Below are 13,803 nucleotides of genomic sequence, written 5' to 3'. Positions count from 1 at the left end.
ATTCCATACAACGGTCCTCGGATTTGAAAGCGCTTCGAAGGGCGACATTTTGCAGGAGGTGGGGGAAACAATGATCGTGAAAGAAGCGAGAGCGGAAGTGCTGCCGTTGAGAACGAACAAAACTTGGACCAAAGTATGGGGTTTCAGACACATCTACTTATTCATGCTTCCCGCTATCGTCTGGTATCTCGTGTTTTGCTACTACCCGATGTACGGCATTTTGATCGCGTTCAAAGATTTCAAATATAACATGGAAATAATAGGCAGCCCCTGGGCGGGCTTTCGATATTTCGAACAGTTTCTGAACGATTCCAGTTTCTATTCGGTGCTCTACAATACGCTGTCCATCAGCGCGCTTAAGCTGGTTTTCGGATTCCCGGCCCCTTTAATTCTTGCCTTAATGCTCAATGCCGTCTTTCGCAGCAAAATAAAGCGGATTTTCCAGACGATATCCTATCTTCCGCACTTCGTATCCTGGGTTGTCGTCGTGACGCTGATGCAAAAGATTCTTTCGCCCAACGTCGGACTTATCAATGACATCCGAGAAAAGATGGGGCTGGATCCGATCTTTTTTATGGGCATGACGTCGTTATTTTATCCGCTGGTCATTATTTCGGATATTTGGAAAGGCGTCGGATGGGGATCGATCATTTATTTGGCCGCCCTGACCAATATCGATCCGCACTTGTACGAGGCGGCGGAAATGGATGGAGCGGGCCGCTGGAGCACCTTATTTAAAATTACGCTGCCCTGCCTTACGCCTACGATCGGCATTCTGCTGATTTTCTCCCTTAGCGGCATCCTCAACGCAGGGTTCGACCAAATCTGGCTCATGCAGACGCCCGCTACAATAAGCGTCGCGGAGATACTGGACACCTACGTGTTGAAAACGGGCATCCAGCAGGGGCAATTCGCTTACTCCACGGCAATCGGCTTGTTCAAGTCGGCTATCTCGCTGATTCTGATCGTGATTGTCAACAAGGTTTCCAAAAAGGTCAGCGACGTATCGCTATGGTAAGCGGGCGAATCTCATCACATGACACAAAGGAGGTGCGGGTATGGGCGTAAGAAAAATGTCTGCAGCCGATAAAGCCTATTCGACATTTAACTATGCGGTGCTGACCTTGTTCAGCCTGACGGCCCTCTATCCCTTTATCTATTTTCTTGCGCTTTCATTCAACGACGGCTACGACGCCATGAAGGGCGGCATCTACTTTTTCCCGCGAGTCTTTACGCTCGAGAACTACAACAAGGCGTTCAACAACCCGCTCATCTTGAATTCCTTCATGATCTCGGTTACAAGAACGTTTATCGTGACCGTAAGTTCCGTTCTGCTGACGGCTCTGCTGGCCTACGGGCTTTCACGCAAAGGCTTGCCGGGAAGGAAGTATATCGTCTTCTTCTTTTTCTTCACCACTCTGTTCAGCGGCGGGCTTATTCCGACCTTTATCCTGTTCCGGCAGCTGGAAATCCTCAACACGTACTGGGTGCTCGTTCTGCCGATGATGTATAACTTTTTCAACGCGATTATCATGAAAACTTTCTTCGACGGAATCCCGGGAAGCCTGTCGGAATCGGCCCGAATCGACGGCGCCAGCGAGCTGTCGGTATTCGCGAGAATCATCCTCCCCCTATCGCTGCCGGTTCTGGCTACGATCGCCTTGTTCGTCGGGGTAGGCGTCTGGAACGATTGGTTTACCGGGCAGTTCTTCATCCAGAATGAAGACCTCTATCCCGCCGCCACGTTTCTGAACAAGATGATCAGCGAAGCTTCCTTCCAGACGATGACGGGATCAAGCGGCGGCTCCAGCATTCAGAACATGAGCGAGTCCCAGATGGGGCTGCGCGGCGTAACTCCGGAAGCGCTCCGGATGACCTTCGTCATCATTATTACAACTCCGATCATCTGCGTGTATCCGTTCCTTCAGAAGTATTTCGTCAAGGGTGTGCTGGTAGGCTCGCTGAAGGAGTAGACGACGGTATAAGAGGCATGGCCTTTTATATAAAAAATGAGCAAACGAAAGGGGCTTGTCAAATGCGCAAGACAAAGTTGAAAAGTTCGCTTAGCATGATGATTGCCGTCCCAATGCTCGTACTGACTGTGACCGCATGCAGCGGAAACGGAGAAAGCAAAAGCTCGAGTACTCCCTCGGGAAGTGCGGTGCAAACAGGATCGGAGGCGCCCAAGGCGGTTACGTTGACTTACCTGAGCGCCTGGAACGGAGGCGGCGGAGCATTCCCGCAAGATCAGGAGAACAATCTCGTGGCCCGGCAGGTGAGGGAGAAGACAGGCGTAACGTTAAAGCTGGAATCGATTACAACGAGCGAAGTTGAAAAGCTGAACACGATTTTTGCTTCCGACACGGTTCCGGATATCGTCAACGCTCCCTTCTGGTCGACGACAGGCGGAGAAGGGCAAGTCATCAAGAAGGCCGCTATGGAAGGACAGCTCCTGGATTTAACCCCTTATCTCGATAAATATCCCAATGTGAAGCGACTGCTGACGACTGGCGTGTCCAAGGACTTCTACGAATTCGAGATGAACAGCCCGGAGTTCGAAGGCAAGCAATATTTTATTCCGGTGGAGACGCCGGACGGTACGCTGGAGAGCATTCATAACTGGAATTACGGGCTCTATGCGCGGGGAGATATTCTGAAGGCTTTGAACGTGAAGGCCGAGGATATCGATACGCAAGATAAACTGTACGACCTGCTGACCCAAATCAAGAACGGCAACTTCAAGGATATCGGCGGAAAGTCGGTCATCCCTGCCGGCACCATGCACAACGGTTGGGATTATGGCCGATACCTGATGGGGTGGTCGGATTACAACATTTCGGACTTCCGCCTGGAAGGCGGGAAGGTGACGCATTGGACCCTTGGCGAAGACCAGGAGCCCCGGCTGCTGTTCATGAGAAAGCTGATCTCAAACGGCTTGTTCGATCCCGAAGCCTTCAGCAACACCGATACGACGGCCAACGAAAAGCTCGCTACCGGCAAGATGGCCGTGTACGGAGCCCAACCGATGATGGATCAACTGTCGAAAACGCTCTATAAGACGAATCCGGAGATGCAGTACGAATTGCTCGGACCGATGAAAAATAAAAACGGGGAAATCGCGACGCAGGTAGCTACGCCCGGACGCGGCGGATTCCCGGTCATCTTCTTGAGCGCCAAAATCAAAGATCCCGAAGCGGCGCTGCGGTACCTCGATTATGTAAATAGCGAAGAAGGCCGTCTGCTCGCCTATTGGGGCGTCGAAGGCCAGACGTATACGCTGGACAACGGGCAGCCTCGTTGGCTTCCCGAAGTGAAGCAGAAGTATGACAATAACCCGGACGAGAAGCGCGACGAAGGCCTTAACTTCCTGCCCGGCAGATTCATTGGCGCCTTCTCCTCCGATGTGACCTGGCCTCAGCCGGAGGACCAGAAGACGGAGTGGAGGAAGCTGGAGGAAAGCTTTTGGAAAAAAATTCCGATCAAAGTAATCGACAAGATCAGCGCCAACTATGTTGCCAGGGAATGGCCGCAATACGACAAATACCGGGATGCCACCAACTCTTTGAATTTTGACACCGAGTTCCGGAAAGCCCTCTTCGCCAAATCCGACGAAGAAGCGCTGAAAATGCTGCGCGACATCCAAGACAAGTTCAGGGCGGCAGGCGCACAGGAAATGGCGGATTTCGTAGCCGAAAAAGCGGCGGCTCGAGACGACATCGGCTTCTAATAGGGGCAGCAATATAGAAAAACGACAAATCGACCTAATCGCCTGAATCGGCGATAGGGTCGATTTGATTTTTGGCTGATATTCAGATGCTTGACAGCAGGAGGATAGTAAACTAGTGTCGAACAAGATGTTGAACATTCGAGCCAGCAGAAGGGGGCAGCGGCATGTTGAGGATGCTCGTAGTGGACGACGATAAGTTTGAGCGGGAGGGTGTGCGGTTTCTGGTCGACAAGTTCGGGCTGGGATTGGAGTTGGCCGAGGCCGACAGCTCCGAGAGCGCGCTGGAGTTTTTGCAGAGAAATCCGGTCGATATCGTGTTGTCGGACATTCGGATGCCGGGTATGGATGGGCTGGAATTCGCGGATCGGATCAGGGAGGCAGGGTGGCCGATCAAAATCATATTTATGAGCGCTTACGGAGAGTTTGAATATGCCCAACGGGCGATCGATGTGCGCGCTATTCGTTATATGTTGAAGCCGATTCAGGTGACCGACGCGCTGAAGGTGCTCTCCCAGGCCATTCAGCAGTGCGAGGAGGAGCGGCAGGAGAAGGCGCAGCTGGAACGGATGGAGATGGCGTACAACCGGGAATCGCGGATGGAGAAGCATCGGCTGCTTGCCGATCTGCTCTCCGGGCGGCTTCAGCCGGACGTGTATGCGGGTATGAGGCTGGCCGATTTCGGCTACGAGCCGAATCTGCGTCTGTTGATGCTGGATGCGCGAAGCCGATTTTTTGATCGCACTCCGCCGGATTTCGAGGAGCGGCTCGACAGCGTTGTTGGACGGTGGCGCGAATGGTTTCATCTCAACGAATTCCAGGCGCTGTTGTTTGCAGAGGCGCAGCCGGGAGAAAACGCGGATGAATTCGTGCGTATCGCGCAAACGTTGTCGGAGAGGCTGTTGACCGAGTACGGACAGGACGTCGCCGTTGTCGTCAGCGGTCCGGTAGAGACGCTCGACCAGTTGATTCGCGAATACCAGACGATGGAGACGATGCTGGAGGGAAAGTTTTTCTGGGGCGAAGGGACAATCGTGCAGACGAATCGAACGTCGGAGGACGAGGTGACGGCCGGCGTTCAGGAAATGCTGGACGAGGTGAAGCAGCACATCGAGCGCACACGCTTCGACTTCGCTTATTTGCGATTCGAGCAGTTGTTCGATCAATTGCAGAATAGCGACCGCCTGTCGTCGATTTACGTCAAATACGTATGCATGGAAGTGGTAAAGGCGTTGTTCGACGCTTCGGCGCGGAAAAACTTCGAGCTCTTCAACAAGCATCTTGAAAGCGTACACAAAACGACGAGGCTCGCCGATCTGCGCTTGGTCATGAGGACGATTCTGGAAGAGCATTCGCCTGCAAGCGCCGCCCGGCTTGGGGAAGGCTCCTCGAAAGCAATAGAAGAGGTCGTGAAATGGATCGAGCGCGAATACGATCAGGATCTGTCTTTGGAGCGGCTGGCGGAGAGGGTGTATTTGTCGCCGAGCTATTTGAGCTACCTGTTCAAGAAGCAGAAGGGCATTAGCTTAAACAAATATATGACGCTGTACCGAATGGACAAAGCGAAGGAACTGCTGCTGACGACCAATGCCAAGGTGGTGGATATCGCGCCGCAGGTTGGTTACGGTAACGTACCCTATTTTATTTCACTGTTCAAAAGCCATTTCGGCAAAACGCCCGCGCAATTCCGGGAGGAATCGTAGTCTATGAACCAGACGTCGCCCGGACTGTTGAACCGCATGCGGTTCAAGAACAAGCTGTTTCTCTCATACATGGTCGTCGTCATTATTCCGATCCTGATTTTGGGCATCTATGCGTACAACCAGTCGCGGCAGATGCTGGATTACCGGACGCTTGAAGGCATCGATAAGAACATAACGACGGTGACGGGCAGCATCGACAGCTCGCTTGAGAGATACAGTCACACGCTTCGCTCGATTACCTATAACGTCACCTTCCAGAAAATCGTCGAGAACGACTATTTGGACCTGGTCAATCTGTCCCGCGATCTGAACGGCTACCTGACTCCCTACTTCAATATGATGAAAAACCTGGACAACGATATTGCCAAAATAACGCTCTATGCGCAGGGAGACGTACCGGAATACGACACGCTTCTACTCTCTTCCGAGCGCGTAGACGATAAGGCTTGGTACCGGGAGACGCTGGATGCTCCTCCCAATGAGTACCGCTGGTTTTACGACGAAGGGCTGTTCGTGACGGCGAAATTCCCGCGCAGTCTGGGGAGCGCCTACACGCATGTCGTCCATATGAGCTTGAAGGCGGAATCGATTTTTGGCGCGGCCGACATGCAGCGTGACAATGGCATCGTAATCGCCGACGGGCAAGGACGCCCGATCTACGCCAACGCCTTCGCGGCCCGTTTTCCCGGCTTTACGGCGGAGGAGATGCTTAAGCAGAAGGACGGGACGGTTAAGCTGGGGGATACGCGACTGTTTCTGGCCCGAAAACCGCTGCGGCAAAGCGACTGGACGATCTATTGGTTCGTTCCGGCCGACCGGGCGGCTACGGAGGCCGGCTCAATCATAAGCGCCACCGTCGGCATGATCGTAATCTGCGTCGCGATTATGCTCGCCGTCATTACGCTGTTCTCCCGGACGATGATCCGGCGCATTCTGGCGCTGAACGTGATGATGAAAAAAGTCGAGATGGGCAATCTGACGCTGGACGTGCGCAGCGTGGACCGCGACGAGATCGGCGAGCTGACCAACCGGTTCGGCAGCATGCTGGGACGGATTAACGAGCTGATCGAAGAATCGTACAACGGGAAAATCAAGCAGCAGGAAGCCGAGCTCAAGGCGCTGCAATGGCAGATCAATCCGCATTTTCTGTACAATGCGCTTTCTTTCATCAACTGGAAGGCGCTGCGCAAGGACGCGTACGATATTAGCCATACCGTAACTTCGTTGTCGCGCTTCTACCGGACGGCGCTGAATCGCGGCAGCAATATCATCTCTGTACGCGACGAGTTGGACAACGTCCGCTCCTATCTGGAAGTCATTCAGCTTATGCAGGACTATAGCTTCGACGTTGTATTCGAGATTGACGAGGCGGTGCTTCGCTACTCGACGATTAATTTGATTTTGCAGCCGTTGGTCGAAAATGCGATTCAGCACGGGGTGAACAAGAAGAGCGACGGCCGGGGAACGCTGCGCGTCTCCGCCGCCGCCCGAGAGGGAGCGATCGTATTCACGGTTCGCGACAACGGGCCGGGAATGCCCGAGGAACTGGTTCGCGCCGCAGCCTCCACGCAATCGGGCGGCTACGGTCTCAAGAATGTGAACGAACGGGTCAAGCTGAAATTCGGAGAAGAATACGGAATCTCCATCGCGAGCGAACCCGAGGAGGGAACGACGATTGAACTAACGGTTCCTCCTTATTTTCCGGATACCGACGACAAATAGGATCTCCAATCTCCGCCGGGCTGCGGGGAGGCGAGATCCTTTCGTTTTGGAGGACTTTTTGGAAAGTGCGTAAAAAACCGAAGCGTTTCTAAATTCTTTGATAATTCTTTTTGGCTTCGCCGCTGATATAGTGAAACGCAGGGGGAGGCGACAGGATGAACAAAACGGCATCGATTAACGGAAAGCGGATACAATCCGAACGAGTGCGCCTCATCAAGCGATATCGGGTGCTTCTGCTGATGATGGTTCCGGCCATGGCGTATTATGCGATTTTCCACTATGCCCCAATGTACGGCGTTCTGCTGGCGTTTAAGGATTACAAGCTGACGGAAGGCATCGTCGGCAGCCCGTGGGCGGGGCTGAAGCATTTTGAAACCGTATTCTCGGACAGCTACTTTTACACGATTCTGGAAAACACGCTTGTCATCAGCTTATACAAGCTGGTCTTCGGTTTTCCGATTCCGATTGTGTTCGCTCTGCTGATGAGCGAGATCGTGAGCGCCAAGTACAAGAAGCTGGTGCAGACCGTTTCGTATTTGCCGCATTTTATGTCGTGGGTGGTGCTCGGAGGTATTTTTTTCACCGTCTTCTCGCTTGAGGGCCCGGTCAACTCGATCGTTAAGCTGCTTGGCGGCGATCCCGTTCTCTTCTTGGCGGACGACCGGTATTTCCGTTCGATTCTCGTTGCGACGAGCATCTACCAAGGCTTCGGCTGGGGCTCGATCATCTACTTCGCAGCGATTACGAACATCGATCCGCAGCTTCACGAAGCGGCCATTATGGACGGAGCGGGTCGGTTCCAGCGAATGATCCGCATCTCGATTCCGATGCTGGCTCCGGTCATCGCGATCATGCTGATCCTCTCGATGTCGGGCATTCTGGACGCGGGCTTCGATCAAATTTTCAATATGTACAACGTCAAGGTTTACAGGGTCGCGGACATTATCGACACGTACGTATACCGCAAAGGTCTGCTGGAGATGAACTACAGCTACGCGACGGCAGTCGGATTGTTCAAGTCGGCGGTGGCGCTTGTCCTGATCGTTGTCGTCAATCAGGTCGTCAAGCGGCTGGGCGGACGCGATCATGCGCTGTGGTAAGCCGGAAGAGGGAGGCAGAAGACGATGATCAACGTGAAAAAGTCGCGCGGAGACCGGGTGGTCGATGTAGTGCTGTATGCAGCGATGGCGGTCGTTATGATAATTACGGTGTATCCATTCTGGACGCAGGTCGTCATTTCGCTGGACGGCGGAGGAGCCGGCGGAGCCGCCTATGCGTCGGGGATGATTTTGTGGCCGAAGGAGCTGACGCTCGCAAGCTATAAACTGGCGTTCGATTTTGCCGAGTTGTGGACCGGCTATGGCAACACGATACTGAGAACGGTAGTGGGCGTGCTGCTGGCTGTATTCTTCACCGCGCTGACCTCGTATCCGCTAGCCAAACGGGATTTGCCGTTTAACGGCGTTTTTACCGGCATTATTTTGTTCACGATGCTGTTCGGGGGCGGGTTGATCCCGACTTACCTGCTCATTAAAGAGCTGAACATGATCAACACGCTGTGGGCGCTTGTGATTCCCGGAATGATCGGCGCGTTTAACGTGCTCATCATGCGCAACTTTTTTCGCGGCATTCCCGAGGAGATTGAGGAATCTGCTCGCGTCGACGGTGCAGGCTATGCGATGATCTTTTTCCGAATCGTCCTTCCGCTCTCTAAACCGGTGCTCGCCACGATCGCGCTATGGGTTGGAGTCGGCCATTGGAACGCCTGGTTCGATGCGATGATCTACGTAAACGATCCGGGCAAGCAGGTACTGCAGGTCATTTTACGTAAAATCGTCATCCAGAACGATATGTCCGACATCAACAACGTGATCAACAGCATCGGCAAAGCGACAGCTTTCTCGGGCAGGCAATTGCAGGCCACTGTTATTATGTTCTCGATCATTCCGATGCTGGTCGTTTATCCTTTCATTCAGAAGTATTTCGTCAAAGGTGTCATGATCGGCGCTATTAAGGGGTAAGGCCCCATTTAATAGATAACCATGATAAGGGAAAGGGTTGGTTACAGATGAAAAAGAAAGGCTGGCTGTCCCTCGCATTGGCAATCGCGCTTACGGCAACGTTGCTGTCGGCGTGCAGCGGGAACAATAACGGAGGCAACTCGAGCCCGAGCGCTTCGCCAAGCAACAGCGCGGGTTCTAGCGAAAGCGCCTCTCTCGAGGCTCCGATGAAGTTGACGTTCTGGGATCTCGACGGAACGGCCGTGAAGAGCTCCCCAGGGGTCACGGCGCTGCAGCAGAAGCTGAACATCGAGGTCGACTACATCTCGACGACCCGGGAAGCGATGAAAGAGAAATTGAATTTGATGTTGGCTTCGAACGACATTCCGGACTGGTGGAAGGAGCCGTCGTTCCCGGATTACGACAAGCTGCTGCAGCAGAGCGTGGCGGCGGAAATTCCGCAGGAGCTCGTCGAGCAGTACATGCCGAAATACGTGGCCTGGCTGAAGCGCTACCTTGGCGACGATCCGTTCCAGTACGTGCGCCGAGAAGGCAAAATCTACGCACTCCCGGTTATCTGGGACATCGGCATCGACGGCTTGCAGTTAGCTTTCCGCGAGGACTGGCTGAAGAAGGTCGGCATAGCGAAAACGCCGGAAACGCTGGAGGAGATGGAAGAAGCGCTCACGAAGTTCCGCAACGACGATCCGGACGGCAACGGCCAGAAGGATACGTACGGCATCACCTCGGCCGGAGACAACATCGAGTCGATGATGAGCACCGTCTTCGGCGCATTCGATGCCTATCCGAACATCTTCCGCGAGAAGGACGGGAAGATCGTTCGCGGTGATATCGAACCGGGAGCGAAGCAGGCATTGGAAGTGCTCAACCGCTGGTACAAGAACGAATTGATCGATCCGGAATTCGTCGTCAACAAAGGCAATAACGTCGAGGACAAAGTGCTTGGCGGCAAAATCGGGGCCATCGAGTTTTACTGGTGGGCGTTCCTGCCGGGCAGCGCGTTCCTTGGCGGCGAGCAGTGGTACGACAAGCTCAAGGCGCAAAATCCGGATTTCGCCTTCGCGACTACGGGCGGCGTCAAAGGACCGGACGGCAATTGGGGCATTTCGCAATACAATCCGGCGTTCGCGTCAGGCGTCATGTTCGGCAAGCAGCTCGAGCAGGATCAGGCGAAAATGATTCGCTACATGCAAGTGTTCGAAGCGACTCAGTTCGAGCCCGATTCGTACGAGGCAATGAATTTCGGAATTGAAGGCACGCATTGGAAGCGGAGCGACAAGGGAACCATCGAGTTCCTACCGCCTTACGACAACGAAGACGAGCGCAAGAAAGCGGGCATCGTTGCTTATTCTATGGCCGGATCGTTTAACGATTACGATTTTCAAACGTCGTACACGTCGGATGAGAGCTTGCGCCAGTTGGCCAAGGATACCCGTGCTCAGGGTTCGCGCGTGATCGATATCCTGGCGCCGTTCAGCAAGCCGATCTACAACGAAAACCAGGATAAGCTGAAGCAATTTACGTTGACGACTTATATCGATATTATTACGGGACGCAAATCGCTGAACGAGTTCGACGGATTTGTGGCCGAGTGGAAGAAGATGGGCGGAGACAAAGTGCTCGAAGAGGCCCAGCAAATCTATGATCAATATTTGAAATAATATGGCTTCGCGGAAGGCTGTCCGCTGGATGGCGGCAGCCTTCTTCTGGAGGAGGAGCTTCGATGACTTATCACATTCGAGCAGATCAGCTTGTACTGGAGATCAACGAGCGCGGAGAGGTTCGGCTTCAGGCCGACAAGGTCGGCGCTTCCGACGGCTTGCCTATGACGATGTATGCGTCGCCGCTGCTGCAGCTCGTGCAGGACGGGGAAATACAGGCGCCGGCGGTCTGTGAACAGGAAGACAGAACCGAAGCGCTGATGCTGACGTATCCGAACGGGACGAAGATCAAGGTGGGCGTTGTTGTACGGGATGGATACGCGCTGCTGGAGGTGCTGACCATCGAGTCGGGCAGCCCGGATGCAGTCATATGGGGGCCGTTCCGTACATGTATCGGCGGTTCAATCGGAGAGTCGGTCGGCGTTGTGCACGACGGCCGATTCGCGATCGGCCTTCAGGTGCTGAACGCGAAGACGGTTGGCGGCTGGCCGCTGGAGCTGGAAAGATTGGCGTACATGGCGCCGTCGTACAGCGAGGGGGACGCTCCGGACCCGAACGGTCGTCGGGTGTCGGACAACAAATTCGAATATCCGGTTTGTACTGCCTGGCCGACGGTGGACGGCGGCAGCGCACTGCAAGCATATGCCCGCGATCGGACGAAGCGCTCGGTCCGCAAGGCGTGGAACGTGCCGGCCACCGAAGTTCTGCCGTTTGAGGGCGAGGATGCGGTCATTGTCGGGAGCGGGATTGCTTTGTTCGGTTGTCCCGTCGAAGAGGTGCTAGAAACGATAGAGCAGATCGAGTTGGGGGAAGATCTTCCTCACCCGATTATCGAAGGGCAGTGGGGGAAGACGTCTCCGGCAGCCAATCAATCCTACTTGATTACCGCTTTTACGGAAGAGACGATCGGGAAGGCGGTCCAATACGCCAAGCTTGCCGGACTGAGTTACGTCTATCACCCCGATCCTTTCGAGCAATGGGGGCACTTCAAGCTGAAGCGCGGCAGCTTCCCGAGAGGCGATGAAGGGTTGCGGCTTTGCTCGGAGGCTGCAAGGGCGGAAGGCGTATCGCTCGGCATCCATACGCTCAGCAATTTTACGACGCTAAACGATTCTTACGTTACGCCAGTGCCGGACGTACGACTGCAGCCTCTCGGAACGGCCGCGCTTGCTGAGGAGGCGGACGAGCGGGACGACAGTCTGACGATCGACGAGCCTTGGCCGTTTACCGTTGCGCTATATCGCAAAACGGCGCGCATCGGCAGCGAACTGGTGGAATACGACACGGTATCGGAGACAAAGCCGTGGCGATTGCTTGGCGTAAAGCGGGGCATGCACGGCACTGCCGCATCGAAGCATGACAAAGGAGAGAAGGTAGCTCGGCTATGGGACCATCCGTATGACGTCGTGTTTCCGGATTTGGAGCTGCAGGACGTATATGCCGATCGGCTAGCGGAACTGATGAACGAGGCCGACATTCGGCAGGTTTCGTTCGACGGTCTGGAGGGATTGTACGCGACCGGGCAGGACGATTACGGGGTCGTCCAGTTCGTCGAGCGGCAATATCGGCGCTGGGGACGGGAAGTGATCAACGACGCGAGCATCGTCGTGCCGAATTACCTGTGGCATATGGCCACCCGCTTCAACTGGGGCGAACCGTGGGGAGCGGAGACACGCGAAGGGCAGTTGGAGTGGCGGCTCAGCAATCAGCGGTATTTCGAGCGTAATTTTATTCCGCCCATGCTCGGATGGTTCCTCGTTCGCTCGTCGTCCGACCGCTTCGAGTCGACGGCACTGGACGAGATCGAGTGGGTGCTGTCCAAGGCAGCCGGCTTCGGAGCGGGATTCGCGCTTGTTGCGGATTACGAGGTTTTGAAGCGTAACGGTAACATCGAAGCGCTGCTGGCGGCGGTGCGGGAATGGGAGACGGCGCGGCGACTCGGCGCGTTCAGCGCGGAGCAGCGAGAGAGACTCGTCGAACCGAAAGGGGACTGGCATCTTGAGCCTGTTGGACCGCAGCGTTGGCATTTGTATCCGGTACAGGCGACGAAGCCTCTCGTCTGCACCCCGGCCGAGCAGCAGCCGGGACAGCCGGGCGGCTCTGATTGGGCGCTATTCAACAAGTACGCCGAGCAGCCGCTTCGCTTCACCATGCGCGTACGTCCATCCTACGGCAACGAGGACGCCGCGGTGCAGCGGCCCACTTTCTACACCGACGGCGTCTATATGACGTTCGATACGGAAATCGCCGCGAATCAGTATCTGGAATGCGACGGGACCCGGACCGGACGCGTCTACGACTCGAACCGCAACCTGCTCCACGTCGTCGAAGCCTCCGCCGAAGCACCGACTGTCCGTCACGGCGGACAGACGCTGTCGTTCAGCGCCAAGTTCACAGGCGATCCGAAGCCCGACGTCGCCGTTAAAGTATGGTTGTACGGAGACCCAGAGACGGTCTCCGCCGACTAGTGAGAAGAGCCGATCGCCAGTCCCCGATCTTCGGGCGCCCTGTCGGTCGGCTCTTTGTTTTGGTGTGTGGCATCGTGGGCGATAGTTGGGGTTACTCTTTAGCATAGCGGGTGACCAGACAATGAGGAGATGAGACTATGTCGGCGTAGTTTCAAGTCATACTCTCGCATAGGGAGTGACTATTTATGGGTGTTTGGGAGATACTTTATCCCCTCGTTTCAATCCACACTCCCGCATAGGGAGTGACCACAAATGGTTAAGATCCCCTTCTTTTTTAAGGAGTTTCAATCCACACTCCCGCATAGGGAGTGATCTGCTAAGACATTGAATCAGATGGAAGCACCAAAGTTTCAATCCACACTCCCGTATAGGGAGTGACGAGCTGTGACCCACGGTTTTCCGTCGACATTCCAGTTTCAATCCACACTCCCGTATAGGGAGTGACGGGAGTGGGGGATTGAGCATGTCGAAATTGGTAGTTTCAATCCACACTCCCGTATAGGG

Annotated in this window: 9 protein-coding genes and 1 CRISPR repeat array (1 of these 10 only partly in view); all 9 genes read left to right on the top strand. The window is 54.7% G+C overall.

Going from position 1 to position 13,803, the window contains the following annotated elements; all coding sequences use genetic code 11:
- The first annotated feature begins 70 nt into the window (after positions 1 to 70).
- The 9 genes from J4772_RS08665 (at position 71) to J4772_RS08625 (ending at position 13,299) form a co-directional block, all read left to right on the top strand.
- A complete protein-coding gene (locus J4772_RS08665) occupies positions 71 to 1,018 on the top strand; it encodes an ABC transporter permease (protein ID WP_209074910.1) in 948 nt (315 codons plus the stop codon).
- Between the two features lie 40 nt (positions 1,019 to 1,058).
- Entirely contained in the window at positions 1,059 to 1,973 is a 915-nt protein-coding gene (locus J4772_RS08660; protein WP_209074909.1) for a carbohydrate ABC transporter permease, read from the top strand.
- Positions 1,974 to 2,035: 62 nt separating this feature from the next.
- Positions 2,036 to 3,727 carry an extracellular solute-binding protein gene (locus J4772_RS08655; RefSeq protein WP_247741051.1) on the top strand — a complete coding sequence of 564 codons (1,692 nt, stop codon included), beginning with the start codon at positions 2,036 to 2,038 and terminating at the stop codon, positions 3,725 to 3,727.
- Between the two features lie 164 nt (positions 3,728 to 3,891).
- The gene (locus J4772_RS08650; protein WP_209074908.1) at positions 3,892 to 5,427 is read left to right on the top strand and encodes a response regulator transcription factor; all 1,536 of its coding nucleotides are present in this window, start codon (positions 3,892 to 3,894) and stop codon (positions 5,425 to 5,427) included.
- A gap of 3 nt (positions 5,428 to 5,430) precedes the next feature.
- Positions 5,431 to 7,149, top strand: a complete 1,719-nt coding sequence (locus tag J4772_RS08645) for a sensor histidine kinase (RefSeq protein WP_209074907.1) — start codon at positions 5,431 to 5,433, stop codon at positions 7,147 to 7,149.
- 155 nt (positions 7,150 to 7,304) lie between these two features.
- A complete protein-coding gene (locus J4772_RS08640; protein WP_209074906.1) occupies positions 7,305 to 8,249 on the top strand; it encodes an ABC transporter permease in 945 nt (314 codons plus the stop codon).
- Between the two features lie 24 nt (positions 8,250 to 8,273).
- Positions 8,274 to 9,170 carry a carbohydrate ABC transporter permease gene (locus J4772_RS08635; RefSeq protein ID WP_116065458.1) on the top strand — a complete coding sequence of 299 codons (897 nt, stop codon included), beginning with the start codon at positions 8,274 to 8,276 and terminating at the stop codon, positions 9,168 to 9,170.
- 47 nt (positions 9,171 to 9,217) lie between these two features.
- Positions 9,218 to 10,831: an extracellular solute-binding protein gene (locus J4772_RS08630; RefSeq protein WP_209074905.1), complete on the top strand. Its 1,614-nt coding sequence runs from the start codon at positions 9,218 to 9,220 to the stop codon at positions 10,829 to 10,831.
- Between the two features lie 62 nt (positions 10,832 to 10,893).
- The gene (locus tag J4772_RS08625) at positions 10,894 to 13,299 is read left to right on the top strand and encodes a hypothetical protein (RefSeq protein WP_209074904.1); all 2,406 of its coding nucleotides are present in this window, start codon (positions 10,894 to 10,896) and stop codon (positions 13,297 to 13,299) included.
- A 148-nt stretch (positions 13,300 to 13,447) separates the two neighbouring features.
- Positions 13,448 to 13,803: a CRISPR direct-repeat array (repeat unit 32 nt; unit sequence GTTTCAATCCACACTCCCGTATAGGGAGTGAC) (it continues 1,442 nt past the right edge of the window).

The organism is Cohnella sp. LGH, from assembly GCF_017671885.1.
Classification (GTDB): domain Bacteria; phylum Bacillota; class Bacilli; order Paenibacillales; family Paenibacillaceae; genus Cohnella; species Cohnella phaseoli.
Note: the sequence above shows the minus strand (reverse complement) of the source record. Positions and strands in the feature narration are given on the sequence as shown.